The 16,714-nt window shown below is 55.2% G+C and carries 14 protein-coding genes; 9 read left to right on the forward strand and 5 right to left on the reverse strand.

Annotated features, from left to right (window positions below; all coding sequences use genetic code 11):
• Nucleotides 1-62: 62 nt before the first annotated feature.
• Complete coding sequence (locus UF64_RS08450; protein ID WP_044828130.1) at nt 63-734, reverse strand: GntR family transcriptional regulator; 672 nt, start codon at nt 732-734, stop codon at nt 63-65.
• A 237-nt stretch (nt 735-971) separates the two neighbouring features.
• Here UF64_RS08450 and UF64_RS08455 point away from each other — a divergent pair, with 237 nt between their 5' ends.
• Nucleotides 972-1,796: a carbon-nitrogen hydrolase family protein gene (locus tag UF64_RS08455; RefSeq protein WP_044828131.1), complete on the forward strand. Its 825-nt coding sequence runs from the start codon at nt 972-974 to the stop codon at nt 1,794-1,796.
• Between the two features lie 19 nt (nt 1,797-1,815).
• On the opposite strand, the gene UF64_RS08460 is transcribed toward UF64_RS08455, so the two are convergent.
• Nucleotides 1,816-2,199 (reverse strand): VOC family protein, encoded by a 384-nt coding sequence (locus UF64_RS08460; RefSeq protein ID WP_044828132.1) that lies wholly within the window; start codon nt 2,197-2,199, stop codon nt 1,816-1,818.
• A gap of 225 nt (nt 2,200-2,424) precedes the next feature.
• Between UF64_RS08460 and UF64_RS08465 the strand changes: the two genes are divergently transcribed.
• Nucleotides 2,425-2,967: a YHS domain-containing (seleno)protein gene (locus UF64_RS08465; protein WP_044828133.1), complete on the forward strand. Its 543-nt coding sequence runs from the start codon at nt 2,425-2,427 to the stop codon at nt 2,965-2,967.
• Between the two features lie 83 nt (nt 2,968-3,050).
• Here the strand turns inward: UF64_RS08465 and UF64_RS08470 are convergent, their stop codons facing one another.
• Nucleotides 3,051-4,964, reverse strand: coding sequence for a PhoX family phosphatase (locus tag UF64_RS08470; RefSeq protein ID WP_044828134.1), 1,914 nt, complete (start codon nt 4,962-4,964; stop codon nt 3,051-3,053).
• 147 nt (nt 4,965-5,111) lie between these two features.
• Entirely contained in the window at nt 5,112-5,642 is a 531-nt protein-coding gene (locus UF64_RS08475; RefSeq protein WP_052657507.1) for a bifunctional 2-polyprenyl-6-hydroxyphenol methylase/3-demethylubiquinol 3-O-methyltransferase UbiG, read from the reverse strand.
• A gap of 125 nt (nt 5,643-5,767) precedes the next feature.
• On the opposite strand from UF64_RS08475, the gene UF64_RS08480 reads away from it, so the two are divergent.
• Together UF64_RS08480 and UF64_RS08485 are read left to right on the forward strand one after the other, a co-directional pair.
• On the forward strand, nt 5,768-6,202 hold the full coding sequence (locus UF64_RS08480) for a DUF1178 family protein (protein WP_044828135.1): 435 nt from the start codon (nt 5,768-5,770) through the stop codon (nt 6,200-6,202).
• Nucleotides 6,203-6,247: 45 nt separating this feature from the next.
• Nucleotides 6,248-7,768, forward strand: coding sequence for a GGDEF domain-containing protein (locus UF64_RS08485; RefSeq protein WP_235285003.1), 1,521 nt, complete (start codon nt 6,248-6,250; stop codon nt 7,766-7,768).
• 50 nt (nt 7,769-7,818) lie between these two features.
• Here the strand turns inward: UF64_RS08485 and ubiG are convergent, their stop codons facing one another.
• A complete protein-coding gene (ubiG, locus tag UF64_RS08490) occupies nt 7,819-8,577 on the reverse strand; it encodes a bifunctional 2-polyprenyl-6-hydroxyphenol methylase/3-demethylubiquinol 3-O-methyltransferase UbiG (protein ID WP_044828137.1) in 759 nt (252 codons plus the stop codon).
• A gap of 422 nt (nt 8,578-8,999) precedes the next feature.
• On the opposite strand from ubiG, the gene UF64_RS08495 reads away from it, so the two are divergent.
• The 5 genes from UF64_RS08495 (at nt 9,000) to ispG (ending at nt 16,634) form a co-directional block, all read left to right on the forward strand.
• On the forward strand, nt 9,000-10,220 hold the full coding sequence (locus UF64_RS08495; protein ID WP_044828138.1) for an aspartate kinase: 1,221 nt from the start codon (nt 9,000-9,002) through the stop codon (nt 10,218-10,220).
• Between the two features lie 416 nt (nt 10,221-10,636).
• Nucleotides 10,637-11,665 carry a nitronate monooxygenase family protein gene (locus UF64_RS08500; protein WP_044828139.1) on the forward strand — a complete coding sequence of 343 codons (1,029 nt, stop codon included), beginning with the start codon at nt 10,637-10,639 and terminating at the stop codon, nt 11,663-11,665.
• Between the two features lie 5 nt (nt 11,666-11,670).
• Nucleotides 11,671-13,953 (forward strand): phosphoenolpyruvate--protein phosphotransferase, encoded by a 2,283-nt coding sequence (gene ptsP, locus UF64_RS08505; protein WP_044828140.1) that lies wholly within the window; start codon nt 11,671-11,673, stop codon nt 13,951-13,953.
• Nucleotides 13,954-14,121: 168 nt separating this feature from the next.
• Nucleotides 14,122-15,330: a helix-turn-helix domain-containing protein gene (locus UF64_RS08510; protein ID WP_235285004.1), complete on the forward strand. Its 1,209-nt coding sequence runs from the start codon at nt 14,122-14,124 to the stop codon at nt 15,328-15,330.
• Between the two features lie 179 nt (nt 15,331-15,509).
• Entirely contained in the window at nt 15,510-16,634 is a 1,125-nt protein-coding gene (gene ispG, locus UF64_RS08515) for a flavodoxin-dependent (E)-4-hydroxy-3-methylbut-2-enyl-diphosphate synthase (RefSeq protein ID WP_044828141.1), read from the forward strand.
• Nucleotides 16,635-16,714 lie beyond the last annotated feature (80 nt).

The raw sequence follows: 16,714 nt of genomic DNA on the forward strand, positions 1-16,714 counted from the left end.
ATGTTTCCTCCACACCGCACATTTTTGTTTGTTCTGTTGCGGCTGATGCCCTTTGCGGGCGGTTAATTGGTTTGGTGATTGGTATCCTTCATATTCGAGATCAGACGATTCTTGGCGTTGCGACTATGTTCAACGGCAAGAATCTGGGCACGTGTGCCATCGCCGACACAGATTGCATCGGCGATGGCTTGATGTTCGGTCCAGATCGGATCACGGGGGTAACCGATCTGGATATAGGCGTGCATCACGCGTCTGATCTGAAGCCAGACTGCCGCGGATGCTTCGGGCAATAGGGGGTTGCCCGACAAACGGTAGATCGTTTGATGAAATGCGACGTCGGCTGCAACTAATTCTGCGGTGTCGCCGCTGCCCAGGGCGTGGCGTCCCTGTTCGATGGCAGCCCGCAAAGCCGATTCCCGATCCGATGCCTTGGACTCAGCAGCCAGACGGGCCGCAAGCCCGTCAAATGCTTCTCGCAGGTCATAAACGTGGCGCACCAGTTCATGATCCACAGGGGCAACGCGGTAACCGCGCCGTCCCATGGGTTCGACCAATCCGTCACGACGCAGCAACCCCAGAGCTTGCAACACGGGTTGCCGCGAGACATTGAGTTCCTCGGCAATGGCTTCCTGACGCAAAGGTGTCCCGGGAGGGAGAGCACCGGAACACAAGGCATCAACCAGGCGGTCATGCACTTCGTCAGTCAGACTTTTTCGGCCGGAAAGAGGTTCCATCTTCGATCCTCGTTAGGTGTACGGAATACTGTATACACTAATTTCCGGTTTGGGAAGGATTGAATCTGGATCGGAAACACGCGCCTTGTGATCTTCGGGTTTTGATGGGGGCAGGAGAATGCAACCGTGGCCGTCCATCCCTTGATAAATCGCGGTCTGCTATCCCAATTGTCTATTGCCGGGCCGCGGCGTCACGCCCATCATGAAAATGGATAACGATAAAAAGGAGACTGCGTCATGACCCGTTTCATTGCGGCCTGTGTTCAGGTCAATTCACGCGATGTGATGTCTGATAACCTTGCGCGCGCGGCGACCTATGCCCGCGATGCCCATGCGGCCGGGGCCAGATTGATCGCCTTTCCCGAAAACGTGTCCATGATGTCCTTTGGCGGTGAAAACGTGCGTGCGGCCGCCTTTCCCGAGGATGAGCATCCCGGTCTGGTTTTCTTTTGCGATCTGGCTGAGGAGCTGAATTCCACCCTGATCGTCGGATCACTGCATGTCAAAGTGCCGGGCGAAGACCGGGTGGCGAACCGCTGTTTTGTGATCGGCCCGGACGGCAAGGTCATCACATCGTACGACAAGATCCACATGTTTGATGTCGATCTGGCCAATGGCGAAAGCTACCGCGAAAGTAAAACCTTCCGTCCCGGCGATACGGCCCGCTTGGCCAGTACCGAGTTTGGCAAGGTCGGGGTGTCGATCTGCTATGACGTGCGGTTCCCGCATCTGTTTCGCGATTACGCCAAGGCCGGTGCACAGATCCTTAGCATCCCGGCGGCCTTTACCCGCACCACGGGGCAGGCGCATTGGCACACACTTTTGAAGGCGCGCGCGATTGAAAACGGTTGTTTCGTGATTGCCGCGGCCCAGTGCGGCGAGCATCCCGGTGATCGCCAGACCTTTGGCCATTCGCTCATCATTGATCCCTGGGGGCAGGTGCTTGCCGATGGTGGCACCGATCCGGGTTTCATCACTGCCGAGATTGATCTAACGCGTGTTGATGAAATTCGCCGGATGGTGCCATCGCTTGGCAATGATCGGGAATACAAGCCCTGCTGAACAGGTTTAATCGAGGTGGTCAGGTGTAACTGACCACTTCAAACTCGATGTCATTCTCATCGCGGAAATAGAACCGGCGACCGGGTTCGTAATCGGCATGGTTAAAGGTCTCGATGCCATCTGACTTGATGCGTTCCTCGGTCGCGTCCAAATCTTCAACGACAATGCCAAGATGGTTGAGCCCGCCAATCGTGGCATAGGAACTTTCCTGGCCGTTTTTTGGTGTGCCAAGGGCATAGATCGCGACATAGCTGTCATCATTGCCGACATGATAGGTCAACCCGTCATGGATGGCCGGGCCTTGCCAGCGGATATGCCAGCCAAACCATTTGCACAGGTTGGCGGCGGTTTTGACCGGATCGGCGACCGTGAAATTCACATGTTCGAGAAATGCAGCACTCATGGCGTTTCCTTGTCGTTATGTGTTTTGTTTCAGATTTCCCTTCTTGGTAATTCCTCAACTATAGTTAAGGTCAAGCGGCAATTCGCTCTGGTTCATATGGGGTCTTTGGCTGGAATTGTCGCGTCCTCACGCGATCTCACGAAACAGTGTCGCAACGTCATTTCAATTTCGAACGGGTACCGGGCACACTTTGCTCACCAGGGATTTTCAACCGGAGTAACAGGGATGATGTTCAAACAGTTTTTAATTGGATCGGCCGTTTTCTTTGGCCTGTCGAGTGCCGCCCATGCGGGTGAGCAATATGTTGATGAAACAGGCTATGCCATTAGCGGTTATGACGCGGTGGCCTATTTCAACTTGCCGCAAAAGGATGTCGGCATGACACAACCGCACGCCGTGCCGGGCCGCGCAGATATCACGGCAGACTATAACGGCGCGACCTGGGCATTCTCGTCCGAAGAAAACCGCGACATGTTCCTCGCCGATCCAGCCAAATATGCCCCGGCCTTTGATGGGCATTGCGCATACGGGATTGCCAAGGGCGGCAAGGTGCCCGCCAACCCGAACTTGTGGCGGATTGTTGATGGGCAGCTTTATCTCAACATCACGCCCGCTGTGGTCGGTTTCTGGAGCGAAGATATTAACGGCTTTATTGAAACGGCTGATGGCAACTGGACGGGCCTCGAAGCCAAATCGGCATCGGATAAAAGCTGGATGGCAATTACCGATAATGACGGCACCTATGATATGGCCGCGCCGATCAAGTAATCCGGGCATATAGTCCAGACAAACAAAAACGCACCGGCAGATTTGCCGGTGCGTTTTGCATTTCAGGTCAGTGATACAGGGGATTAGCCTGCGATTTCACCGCCGTCTTCTTTGGTCACAGCCACGACCGACGGACGCGGCGGCATGGCAGCCTGGAAGTCCGGCCAGCGGGTGCTTGGTTCGTCATAGGAAGAACCATCCGCCGGGTGCTGGACCGCAAGGAACAGCGTCTTTCCATCCGGGGTGAATTCCGGACCGCACATTTCTGCACCAACCGGGCAGGCGAAGAAGAACTTGGTCAGCGCACGGCCAGGGCCGTCAACATCGGTGGCGTGCATGCCATCAGGAATGTCGGACTTCGGTGCGCCATCGGTGGAAATCCACAGGCGACCGCGATGGTCGATTGCCATGTTGTCCGGGCAGGAAACCCAGCTTTCTGCCGCCGGATGGTAAACCGCCTTGTCATCAGCAACGGTCGGGTTGCCGCCGGCAATCATGATGTCCCAGGTAAAGCGCGAAGCCGTATGATCGGCATCCTTGCCACGACCACCCGGAGGGGTGAGTTCAAGCACGTGACCATGCGGGTTGGCAGCGCGCGGGTTCGGTGCGTTGCCTTCCTTGCGCTTGGAGTTGTTGGTCAGCATGACATAGACCTTGCCATTGACCGGGTTCGGTTCGACGTCTTCCGGACGGTCCATCTGGGTTGCACCCAGAAGGTCAGCCGCACGGCGGGCTTCGATCAGAACATCGGCCTGGCTGTGGAAATCATTTTCTGCGGTCAGCGGGCCTTCACCGAAGATCAGCGGCATCCAGTCAAGGCTGCCATCTTCGTGGAACTGGGCAACAAACAGGGTGCCGTTTTCCAGAAGGTCCATGTTCGATGCGCGGTCATTCGGGTTGTATTTGTTCGTCGCAACGAATTTATAAAGATAATCAAAGCGCTGATCATCACCGGAATAGGCAACTACCGAGTTGTCCTTGTTGATGATGACCGTGGCGCCTTCGTGCTTGAAGCGGCCAAGGGCAGTGCGCTTTTTCGGCATCGAGGTCGGGTCATACGGATCGATCTCGACCATCCAGCCAAATTTGTTCGGCTCGTTCGGGTCTTTTTCGACGTTGAAGCGGTCGAAATATTTAACCCACGAGTACCAGCTGTCCTTGGAGATACCAAGGCGCTTGTAGTTGCGCTCTTCGCTGGTTTTGGCGATGTCGCCGCCAAAGTAACCGTTGAAGTTTTCCTCGGCGATCAGAACAGTACCCCACGGGGTTTTGCCACCCGCACAGTTGTTCAGCGTGCCGATGACGCGCGTACCGGTTGGGTCGGTGTTGGTTTTAAGGCGGTCATGACCGGCAGCCGGGCCAGTGATCTGCATTTCGGTGTCGATCGGGGAGATGCGGCGCGCATAGTCCGAGCCATCAACAACCTGCCATTTGCCACCGGTTTTCTTGACTTCGATCACCGAATGACCGTGGGCAGCAATTTCGTGCAGTGCCTGTTCTTCGGAGGCACCCATCGCATCCTTGAGGCCCGACCACATCAGCTCGGCATTGGTGTATTCGTGGCTGACGCACAGAAGACCGTGATCGGAATTCTGGGAGCCGACCGGAAGCGGCATATAGCCGACATAGTCGCAGTTATAACCGAATTGTTTGTTCTGTGCGTTGGCATCGACCTGGCCCGGAACGAATGCCGGTGCATCAGCGACGACCTTGTCGCCCCAACGGATCAGGACGCTGGCGTCATAGCCATCAGCAACCGCATGGGTTTCGGTGATTTTCTGCGGGATCGACTTGAAGGTCAGGGTAGACGGCGACTGTGCCTTGGCAACACCCTTGGTCGCGATACCAGCACCAACAACGGCGGAAGTTGCCATCAGGCCTTTGAAAAAGCCACGGCGGGAAAAACGTGCATTGATCAGATCGTCAATGCACGGATTGTTGGTCGGGTTGGACGGGATATCGTCGCTATCTTCGATGATTTCGTATTTATCGCTCATGGCTTTTCTCTCTCTCAACGCCTTTGCCTGAAACAGCAGCAGGCAAGATGCCAGAAACGACAGAATTTAATTGTGAAAGTTGTGTTTCTTTTTGTAATAACAGTGTGTTACGGATTTATTGCAATTCTTTCCAATACCCCGGCGCGATTAGTTTTGCGATGGCTTCTGTGCGACAATCGATTGTTTTATCGCGGTAATTTCATCGCCATCGTTTGCACGGATTGGGCCTTGGTGACGGGCAATCATGTTCCAGTCGCCAAAGGTTTCCATCAGTTCATCCTGACGCAACAGGAAGTCCGGTGATCGCGGGCGACCGAAGGCCTCGTTCCCGAGCATGAAGGTTTCATATATCAGGGTGCCACCCGCTCTGACGGCATCGCGCAGGTTGGGAAATAGTGGCCGATGCAGATAATTGACTACGACAATCAGATCGAATTTCTGATCGCCCAAGGGCCATTGCCCCGTCTCAAGATCGGCTTCCTGCCAGTCGATGGTCGGGTTTGCGTTGGTATCGGTTTGCGAAAGGTCGCGATCAATGGCTGTGACCTTCCAACCCTGATCGGCAAGCCAGAAACTGTGCCGTCCCTTGCCGCATGCCAGATCAAGCGCACAGTTGCGTGAGGGCGTTGGGGCAGGGCAATGTTGTGTGATCCAGTTTGATGGCAATTGGGATGACATTTTTGTAAATCTTGGTTATTCAGTGTGGCGCCCGTGGACTGGCGATTTTGGCCATGGCGGGCCATATGAAGTCTATATGATATGCTTATCTTTTTGCGACGGGTTCGACTTATACAAGTACCATCATGATTCTATTCCAGCTTAAATGCGAACATGATCACGAATTTGAAGGTTGGTTCAAGGACGGTGCGACCTACGAAGCACAGGCCGCCGATGGTGATTTGTCCTGCCCGGTTTGTGGAACGTCGAATGTCGGCAAGGCCCTGATGGCGCCGCGCCTGCGCACGTCACGCCAAAAAGAAGTCGCCGCCGAAAAGCAGCAGCAAAAGGCCATTGCCGAAGCGACCCAGGCCGCCATCGCGGAAATTCGCAAACAGGTCGAGAGCAATTGCGAAAATGTCGGCAACAAGTTTGCCGAAGAAGCCCGCAAAATCCATTACGGCGAAACCGAAAAACGCGGCATCTTTGGTCAGGCGTCGCTCAAGGAAACCGCCGAACTGGTCGATGAAGGCATCGATGTGATGGCGCTGCCCTGGGACGACGAAACCAAGAAGAACTAGGCCGCCTTCCTCAAAATTAGACTGATGCCCAACGTGAACGTGGGTATGGCTCTTTCCCCCGATTTAGGATTGGCAATGGACGGTGTGATCGTCTATTACCCATTTCATAGTTATACCAATAAGGTTGAAAACGTGACGTCTGGTTTGCTGGCTTCGGGGGAAAACAACCCGTTGCGCCACCTGCTTTTGTTTCTTGGGGTTGGCGTATTGGTGTTTGCCACGTCGCTTCTGGGTATTCTGACCCGCCCTGAGGGGATGCTGGCGGTTCTGTGGCCGGCAAATTCTGTGTTTGTTGCGTTTCTGATCCGCTTGCCGATTGTCAATAACCCTGTCGGCTGGATCATGGCTTTTGTCGGATATGTTTTAGCCGATCTCCTGACAGGAAATGACCTTACGACATCGGTTTCTCTCGCCGTAACCAACATGGTTGGCGTCGGTGCCGCTATCTGCGTCTTAAGGCATTTTTGCAAACAGCCTCGCACTCTTCAGCGCCCGTACAGTTTGTATCTTGGCCTGGGTGCTGCGGCAGCAGCCCTGAGTGCCGGGTGCTTTGCGCTGATTTATGGGCTGATCTTTGCTGATCCGGATCCGGTGCGCACCGCGACCTATTGGGTGGTCACGGAATTTGCCAACTATGTCGTTATTCTGCCGTTTACCATGACGGTCGCACGTGTACCTGTGATCCTCGGTGGTGTGCAAAAGGCGGTTCACGCATTGCGAGATAACTGGAAGGCAGCCTGGCACGGGTTGCCAGCTGTGTCGCTGTTGGCCAGTATTTGTATGGCTGATCTGGTCGGTGGGCCTGGCGCGATTGTGTTTCCGGTTCCAGCCCTTTTGTGGTGTGCCCTTACATATCGGTTTAATCAGATCGCATTTTTGATGATCGTCATGTCGGTTCTGGTGATGGTCAATCTGGAGCATGATCTTCTGATGTCATTGCCAGAAGACGCTGATCCGATGCTTAGCATCATGTCGACGCGCATCGGCATCGCGATGCTGGTGATTGGTCCCTTGACCGTGGCATCCATTGATCAGTTAAGGTCCGAACTTCTTGGGCGGCTTGAACATGCCGCCAAGCATGATTTCCTGACAGGTGTGTTAATGCGTGGCGCGTTCTTGGAACAGGGCCAGAGCCGTATTGATAGCGCAGTTAGCAAAAAAGACGCTTTTGCTGTTCTGGTCATGGACCTTGATCGGTTTAAGACGATCAACGACACCCACGGTCACGCCGTTGGGGATAGTCTTTTGACCGAAGTCGCGCGTGTCATCCGGGACAGTTTGCGGACGGATGATCTGGTGGCGCGCTTGGGCGGGGAAGAATTTGCAGTTCTGGCGTCTGGTATTTCAAGTGCCGAGGCAGAATGCCTTGCAAATACCATTTGCGAAAAGGTAGCAGCCCTTCGAGTACCGGTTCCCAATGCCGCCGAAGTCTGCACCACCATCAGTATCGGGATGCTTCACCGCCAAGGCGAAGAGCATGCCATGCTTGATGATTTGATCAATGAAGCAGATCGGGCCATGTACAAGGCCAAGGAGACTGGGCGCAACCGGATTGTTGTGGGCTAAAGAGCAGCGTACGCAATGACCGTGTGGCGATTAACCTGCGTCACCGGAGACTATGCCGGTTTTTGGGCGATCACCATGTAATTCACATCAAGATCACGTGGGGCGGGTGCCCAGGTATCGTTGATCGGGTTATAGGCGACACCGGTGATGTCGCAAAGCTCAAGACCCGCACCACGCAGATATCCCGACATTTCCGAAGGCTTCACAAACTTGCGCCAGTCATGGGTGCCTGCCGGCAGCCAGCGTAGAATGTATTCCGCGCCGATCTTCGCCAGTGCTAGTGATTTGATCGTGCGGTTCAGTGTAGCAACAAACATCAAGCCACCGGGTTTGAGAACCGATGCACAGGCCTGCATGAAGAATTGCGGATCATCGACATGTTCGATGACTTCCATGTTCAGGACGATATCGAACTGCTTGCCTTCGTCGGCCAGCATTTCCGGCGTGCAGCAGCGATAGTCGATTTCAAGACCGGATTGCGCGGCATGGATTTTTGCGACTTCGATGTTGCTTTCCGATGCATCGATCGAGGTCATCTTGGTCCCCATGCGTGCAAGCGGCTCGGACAGAAGGCCGGCACCACAGCCGATATCGATGATCTCGATGCCTTTAAGAGGTTCGATGGTTTCCGGATCGCGGCCAAGATGGGCGCAGATATTGTCGCGCAGGATCTGCAGGCGCACCGGATTGAACTTGTGCAGCGGCTTCATCACACCATTCGGATCCCACCATTTTTCGGACATCGCAGAAAAACGTGCGATTTCGTCGGCATTGGCAGTGCGGCTGGTTTGTGCGGATGCTTCCGACATGGTGTGGCTCCGAAGGCGTAAAACACTTTGCTGTATGATGCCCTGTTTACGCGCGCGCGAACGGCAAGGCAATACCGAGCTGTCAAATGACGTCCGGCAGTGCTCGATCTTGTGGAAATTTGACGCGGGCCTGCCATGCGAAGATGGCGCGCGCCCTCAGGGTTAATGGGTAATTTTCGCATGATATGCGATGGGATTTGTCCCATTCGGGGGCTTGGGGGCATTTTCAGGCAAAAAAAATTGCTCTGACGCAATTTATCAGCATCCTTGACGCTTGTTTCGTGAAGATTATGGCAGTATTGATAACGCCGCTTGGATCAGGGGAAGCGCTGTAGTTGCGGCATGCTAACCTGAGCTAAGACCGGATCACATGCCGTCACGTTCGGACAGCCGATGGACGGCGAGCATAGCGGGGATACTTCATGGCCCGTATTGTCATGAAATTTGGCGGCACGTCGGTCGCCGATGTTGATAAAATCAAGAATGTCGCGCGCCGGGTGAAAACCGAAGTCGATGCCGGCAATCAGGTTGCTGTTGTCGTGTCCGCCATGTCGGGCAAGACCAACGAACTGGTTGGCTGGGCGCAGGAAGTTTCGCCGATGTATGACGCACGTGAATATGACGTGATCGTATCGTCGGGCGAACAGGTGACTGTCGGTTTGCTTGCGATGGCGCTGCAAAGCATGGATGTGCCTGCACGTTCCTGGCTTGGCTGGCAGATCCCGATCAAGACCGATGGCGCACATGCCAAGGCCCGCATTCAGGAAATCGATACCACCGAGCTTGATAAGCGCATGAATGGCGGCGAAGTCGTTTGTGTTGCCGGTTTCCAGGGGATTGCACCCGATAACCGCATCACCACGCTGGGTCGTGGTGGCTCGGACACGTCGGCGGTGGCTTTGGCTGCGGCACTGAATGCCGATCGTTGCGACATTTATACTGATGTCGAGGGTGTTTACACCACCGATCCGCGCATTGTGCCCAAGGCGCAGAAGATCGAAAAAATTACCTACGAAGAAATGCTGGAACTGGCTTCGCTTGGTGCGAAGGTTCTGCAAACCCGTTCAGTCGAGATGGCGATGAACCATCGCGTTCGGGTGCAGGTCCGCTCCACCTTTAGCGAAGCAGAAGGAACACTTGTTGTAGACGAGGACGAGATCGTGGAACAGGAAGTCGTCAGCGGAATTGCCTATAGCCGTGATGAAGCCAAGATCACCTTGGTTAAAGTCGCAGACAAACCGGGTATTGCCGCTTCAATCTTCAGCCCGCTGGCTGATGCCAATATCAATGTCGACATGATCGTGCAGAACGTCTCTGAAGACGGCAAAAGCACCGACATGACCTTTACCGTTCCGCGTGGTGAATTCCAGCGAGCGCTTCAGGTGATCGAAAAGAACAAAGAGCAGATCGCCTATCAGGAACTGCTCAGCACGTCTGATGTGACCAAGGTGTCCATCATTGGTGTGGGTATGCGTTCCCATGTGGGTGTGGCGCGCAAGATGTTCGAAACCCTCGCGGAAAAGGGCATCAACATTCAGGTCATCTCGACCTCGGAAATCAAGGTCAGCGTGCTGATCGCCGAGGAATATACCGAACTTGCCGTTCGTGCCCTGCACACGGCATACGGTCTGGATGCTGAATAAGTTCAACAGGTTGGCTGACCCTATACGATTAAGCCACTGTTAAATTACCTGTAATACTACATAGTAGAGCATGTTACCTTAAATGTGCTTCACTTTGTTTGTTTTTGGCGTATCGTCAGGCAAGGCACAGCACGCAGAGCGATGCGGCGCATCGTTCAAGTGGTGTAACGTAGCCGGACGTCGCCAAAATCAAACCCTTCGGGCCGGGACATTCTTCCGCCCCGCAGCGTCAAGGTTCTTGAACGTAGCCCCGCTACGCTCTTCGCACCTTTCCTTGCAGGACGGAAGAATGCCTCCGGCAAAGTGGAACAGATTTAAGGTAACATGCTCTGGCTGGAACGATGTGTTTCGGCCTTTGTAATGAAATGGCAGGGAACCACCGGTTCCCTGCGTTTCTGCTTTGGGGTACAGAGAATATGAGCGATCTGAAAATTGATGCCGCACGGGCGCGCCTGGAAAAATTGTGGGCGTCGGGCAAGGAATTCCTTGGAACCGAATACGCCATCATGGCCGGCGCCATGTCCTGGGTTTCAGAGCGCCATCTTGTTGCGGCGGTGTCCAATGCAGGTGGTTTTGGTGTGATTGCCTGCGGGTCGATGACCCCGGATCTGCTGTCGGCTGAAATCGCTGCCACCAAGGAAATGACCAGCAAGCCGTTTGGCGTCAATCTGATCACCATGCACCCGCAGCTTGATGAGCTGATTGAAGTTTGCCGCGAACATAGTGTTGGCCATGTGGTTCTGGCTGGCGGGCTGCCGTCATCGAACTCTATCAAGCAGGCCAAGGAATTTGCCAAGGTCATCTGTTTCGCCCCGGCGCTGGTTCTGGCCAAGAAGCTGATCCGTTCGGGCGCGGATGCGCTGGTGATCGAAGGTAGCGAAGCCGGTGGCCATATCGGCCCGGTGTCGCTGACGGTTCTGGCACAGGAAATCCTGCCGAACGTTTCTGACATTCCGGTCTTCTGCGCGGGCGGTATTGGCCGCGGCGAAGCGATCACGGGTTTGCTTGAACAGGGTGCGGCAGGTGTCCAGATCGGCACGCGCCTTGTCTGTGCCGAGGAATGCATTGCCCATCCGGACTTCAAAAAGGCCTTTATCCGTGCAAGTGCGCGCGATGCGGTCACCACTGTTCAGCTTGATGATCGCTTCCCGGTAATTCCGGTGCGTGCGCTCGCGAACAAGGGCACCGATGAATTCCGTGACACCCAGCGTGCAGTGATTGAAAAATTCCGTGCCGGTGAGCTCGATCAGGGTGCCGCACAGCTTGAGATCGAGCATTTCTGGGCCGGTGCATTGCGCCGTGCCGTGATCGATGGTGATGTTGAAAGCGGATCGGTTATGGCCGGGCAGTCGGTTGGTATGGTAAAGAAAGAACAACCGGTTTCCGAAATCCTCGAAGAGTTGGTCGAACAGGCCGTTCAATCCCTCGTTAAGAGAGACAGCTAAGTCAAATGAGCATTCCGTCCGCCGCAGTCTCTGGCCCGCGACGCCTTTTAAAGCGTGTGCGTGACGTCATGGCTGGTCCGGGGACTGCCGAAGAACGCCTCGGACAGATCGTGACCATCATTGCCGCCGACATGGTGGCAGAGGTGTGCTCTGTCTATGTCATGCGTGCGGGCGAAGTGCTTGAGCTGTTTGCGACCTGTGGTCTGTCCAAAGAGGCGGTTCACTTGACCCGCCTGCGGGTGGGCGAGGGGATTGTCGGTTTTGTTGCCGCACATGCGCGGCCACTGAACCTCAAGGATGCGCAAAGCCACCCGAACTTTGCCTATCGTCCGGAAACCGGCGAGGAAATCTATCATTCCATGATCGGTGTGCCGATCCTGCGCGGTGGCCGTATTATCGGCGTTCTTGCCGTGCAGAACCGGACCGAACGCCTGTATTCCGAAGACGAGCAGGAAGCGCTTGAAAACGTCGCCATGGTGCTGGCCGAAATGGTCGCCGCCGGAGAACTTGTCAGCCGCGAGGAACTGATCCCGGCTGACGGGATTGCACTATTGCCGCTGCGTCTTGGTGGTGCACGTCTGGCACCGGGGATTGGCAAGGGTATTGCCGTTCTGCATGAGCCGCGCATCGTCATTGACCGCATGGTGTCTGACGATCCGGAAGAAGAGCTTACGCGTCTGCGCGAAGCCATGCATGGTCTTCAGAACCATCTTGATAAGATGCTCGAAGCCGTTTCGGGCATTGATGGCATGGACGAGGGCGATGATCCGGGCGATATCCTTGAAGCCTATCGGATGATTGCCCAGGATACCGGTTGGCTCAACCGCATTACTGAAGCGGTGCATACAGGGCTTACGGCCGAGGCCGCCGTTCAAAAGGTGCATGACGATACCCGTGCCCGCATGGCGCAGGTGACGGATCCTTATTTGCGCGAACGTTTGCACGATCTTGAAGATCTGGCCAACCGGTTGTTGCAGCACCTTTCCGGGCAGTATCAGTCGCCGGCTTTCGGTGATTTGCCAGATGACATCATTCTGGTGGCGCGCAATATCGGTCCGGCAGAACTTCTGGATTATGACCATACCCGCCTGCGTGGTCTGGCGCTTGAGGAAGGATCGCACACTTCGCACGTGGCGATTGTGGCGCGCGCGCTTGATATTCCGGTGCTGGGCGGGGTCAAGGGCGTCCTTGATAAGGTCGAGGGCGGTGACCCGCTGATTGTCGATTCAGATAACAGTCAGCTTTTTGTTCGCCCGAGTGAGGACGTTCGTGCTGTGATTGATGGCGCGCTGTGTGCCCGGGCAGAGCGAAAAGCACTTTATGCCCAGATGCGTGACCTGCCGGCGAAAACCACTGATGGGGCAGAGATTTCGCTGAATGTGAATGCCGGGCTTTTGATTGATGTGCCGCATGTGATTGAAAGCGGTGCTGACGGCATTGGCCTGTACCGGACGGAAATTCCGTTCATGGTGCGATCCGCCATGCCCGATATCACCGATCAGACGCGCCTGTATGATCGCATTTTCGAACAGGCCGAAGGCCGGCCGGTTGTCTTCCGAACCCTTGATGTGGGCGGCGACAAATTGCTGCCCTATTGGGAAGATATGACAGAAGAGAACCCGGCGATGGGCTGGCGGTCTATCCGTATTACTCTCGATCGCCCAGCGGTGCTGGTCCATCAGCTGCGTGCGCTGATCCGTGCAGGGCATGACCGCGATCTTTATGTCATGTTCCCGATGATCGCCGAGGTGGCCGAGTTTGACATGGCCAAGGCGGTTCTGGATGAACAGCTCAAGCGTGAAGCTGCGCGTGGTTTTGTGCCGCGCAAGGTTGAAGTCGGGGCGATGCTTGAAGTTCCTGCCCTGATCTGGCAGGCACCGGCCTTGCTCGAGCGGGTTGATTTTCTGTCGGTCGGTACCAATGATCTGTTGCAGTTCATGTTTGCTGCTGACCGTGGAAATCCGCGAATTGAAGGTCGATATGATACGTTGTCACCAAGCGTATTTGCATTTATGCGCCAATTGGTGACATTGTGTGATCAGCGGAACGTCCGCCTGACCATTTGTGGTGAAATGGCGGGGCGTCCGCTCGAAGCGATGGCCCTCATCGGCTTGGGTATCAAGCGTTTGTCGATGGCACCTGCCTCTGTCGGTCCTGTGAAGGAAATGGTCAGAAGCATGTGCAAGTCCGAAGTCGAACGCTATATCCTGACCGTGATGGATAACCCAACCAGATCTTTGCGATCGCGTCTTAAGGCTTTCGCAATAGATCACGGTGTAAAACTTTAAAAACAATCGCTTTTGGTGGGGATATCTGCTAGTTTTATTGCTAGATCGTAACGTGGGGGTGCGGAGTTGGCGATCAAAAAGCGAAAGGAAGATCATTTGGACGACGAGACCCGTGGGCGCCTTCGTTTCAGGCCTTTGTCCGGGGATGAACCGTCAAATGATGTTGTGATGGACGAAGATAATAGCCAGATCGGTGGCTACACCGAAGTCGGGAGCCTGCTTAAGGCCACCCGTAATGGTTTGGGGCAATCCGTCGAAGACGTTTGCCGCATGCTTCGTATTCGTAAAATTTACATCGAAGCCATTGAAAGCAGCGACTATTCGGTTCTTCCGAACGGTCCCTATGGTCTTGGCTTCGTAAAGGCGTATGCCGAACATCTCGGACTGGATGGCGCGGAAATCGCGCGCCGCTTCCGTGAAGAAAGCAATGCGCCTGCTGTACGCAGTGAATTGTCCTTCCCGAAACCGGTTCAGGAAAGCCGTGTGCCGGGTGGTGCTGTTCTGCTGATTGCGGTCATGCTGGGTCTTGGTGCCTATGGTGGTTGGTATTACCTGTCCAGCCAGGGCAAAACCATTGCCGATCTGGTCGACCCGTTGCCAGAACGTCTGGCAAGCTATTCGACCCCGGCAACCGAAGAAGCCGAACCGCGCAATCTTGAAAATGCTGCTGACGCACAGGCTGCCGAGGCCGAGGTCGCAACACCTGCACCGGTGATTGCCGATCCGGAGCCATCTGTTGCCAGCGCGCCGGAAAGTGTTACCGAGACTGAAACGCCGGTTGAAGAGCCGACCGTTGCCGAAGCACCGGCAACTGAGCCGACTTCTTCCGAACCGGTTGCCGAAGTCGCAGAAGCGACTGAAGAACCGGCAGAAGCTCCGGTGGTTAGTGAAGAACCTGTAGACGCAGTACCGACCCCGGAACCGGAAACGGTTGTCGAGGAAGTTGCTGAGCAGCCTGCGTCTGAGCCGGTACCGGCTGCCGAAGTGGCCGAAGCTCCGGTTGAGGAACCAGCTGCACCCGCGGCCGAAGTTGCATCGGTACCGGCTGCACCGGAAGTCGATGATGCCGGTGGTGCGCGCGTCTTTGGTGCGGTCAATGTTGATAGCCGTGTGACCATTTCGGCGGTTGAAACCAGCTGGGTTCGTATCCGTGAGGCAGATGGCAATGTGCTGCTGACCCGCATGCTGACGGCTGGGGATACCTACATGGTTCCGAATCGTGATGGTTTGAAACTTGAAGTCGGGAATGCCGGTGCGCTGACCTATAGCATTGATGGTGCAGAAGCCCAGCCGGTTGGCGAATATGGCGCGGTGATTTCGGACTTCTCGCTTGATGTCAGCGATCTGACCCAGACCGAAGAGCCGAGCGTTCAATAGGTTGCAGCAACGCCATCTGGCGATAAAACAGACAAAATGCGAAAGGCGATCCGAACGGGTCGCCTTTTTTCGTGACAGCTATGCGAAATCTGGCGGAAAATCTGTTAGCCAACGGTTTCTAATCCGCGTTTGATAAGCTATATACTCCCCAAGACATTTTGAACATTTTGGAACCGGAAATGAGCGTCCGCCCATATCGCGATATTGAACGCCGCCAAAGCCGCAAAATCCGTGTCGGTGATGTGGAAGTCGGCGGGGATGCACCGATCTCGGTGCAGTCGATGACCAACACCCTGACCACCGATGTGAACGCGACTGTTGCGCAGATCCATCGCCTGGAAGAAGCCGGTGCGGATATCGTTCGTGTGTCCTGCCCGGATCAGGAATCAACGGCAGCCCTGAAAGACATCATCAAGCAGGTGCATGTCCCGATCGTTGCTGACATCCATTTCCATTACAAACGCGCGATCGAGGCCGCCGAAGCCGGTGCCGCCTGCTTGCGCATCAACCCGGGCAATATCGGCTCGACCGAACGTGTGCGCGAAGTTGTCAAGGCGGCCAAGGATCATGGCTGTTCCATGCGTATCGGTGTGAATGCCGGGTCGCTTGAAAAGGAACTTTTGGAACGTTACGGCGAACCATGCCCGGAAGCGATGGTCGAAAGTGCGCTTAACCACGCCAAAATTCTTGAAGATCAGGACTTCCGCGAGTTCAAGATTTCGGTCAAGGCATCGGACGTGTTCCTTGCGGTTGCGGCCTATTATGGCCTGGCCGAAGCGTGCGACTATCCGCTGCATCTTGGCATTACCGAGGCTGGTGGCCTTCGCGGTGGTACGGTGAAATCATCGATTGGCATGGGCAACCTTCTTTGGGCCGGGATCGGGGATACGCTTCGCGTGTCGCTTTCGGCCGACCCGGTTGAGGAAATCCATGTCGGGTTCGATATCCTGAAATCACTTGGTCTTCGTACCCGTGGCGTTCAGATCATTTCCTGCCCGTCCTGCGCACGTCAGGGCTTTAACGTGGTTGAAACCGTGGCCGCCCTCGAACAGCGTTTGGCGCACATTTCGACCCCGATTTCGCTGTCGATCATTGGCTGTATCGTCAATGGTCCGGGCGAGGCGCGTGAAACCGATATCGGGCTTACCGGTGGCGGTGGCGGGAACCACAAGATGTATATTTCCGGGCGTCCGGATCACAATATCAGTACGGAAAAGATGGTCGACCATATCGTCGAACTGGTCGAAGAACGTGCTGCCAAAATCGAAGCCGAAGAAGCCGCGAAGAAAACCGCAGCGGAATAGCTAGGCAGTATTGACTAAATTTGGCTTTCCGCCACACCGGCGGAAAGCTATTTTCATGTTCGCATGTGTTTGCGCTCATT

Origin of the sequence: Thalassospira sp. HJ (genome assembly GCF_000948415.1) — a bacterium.
GTDB lineage: Bacteria > Pseudomonadota > Alphaproteobacteria > Rhodospirillales > Thalassospiraceae > Thalassospira.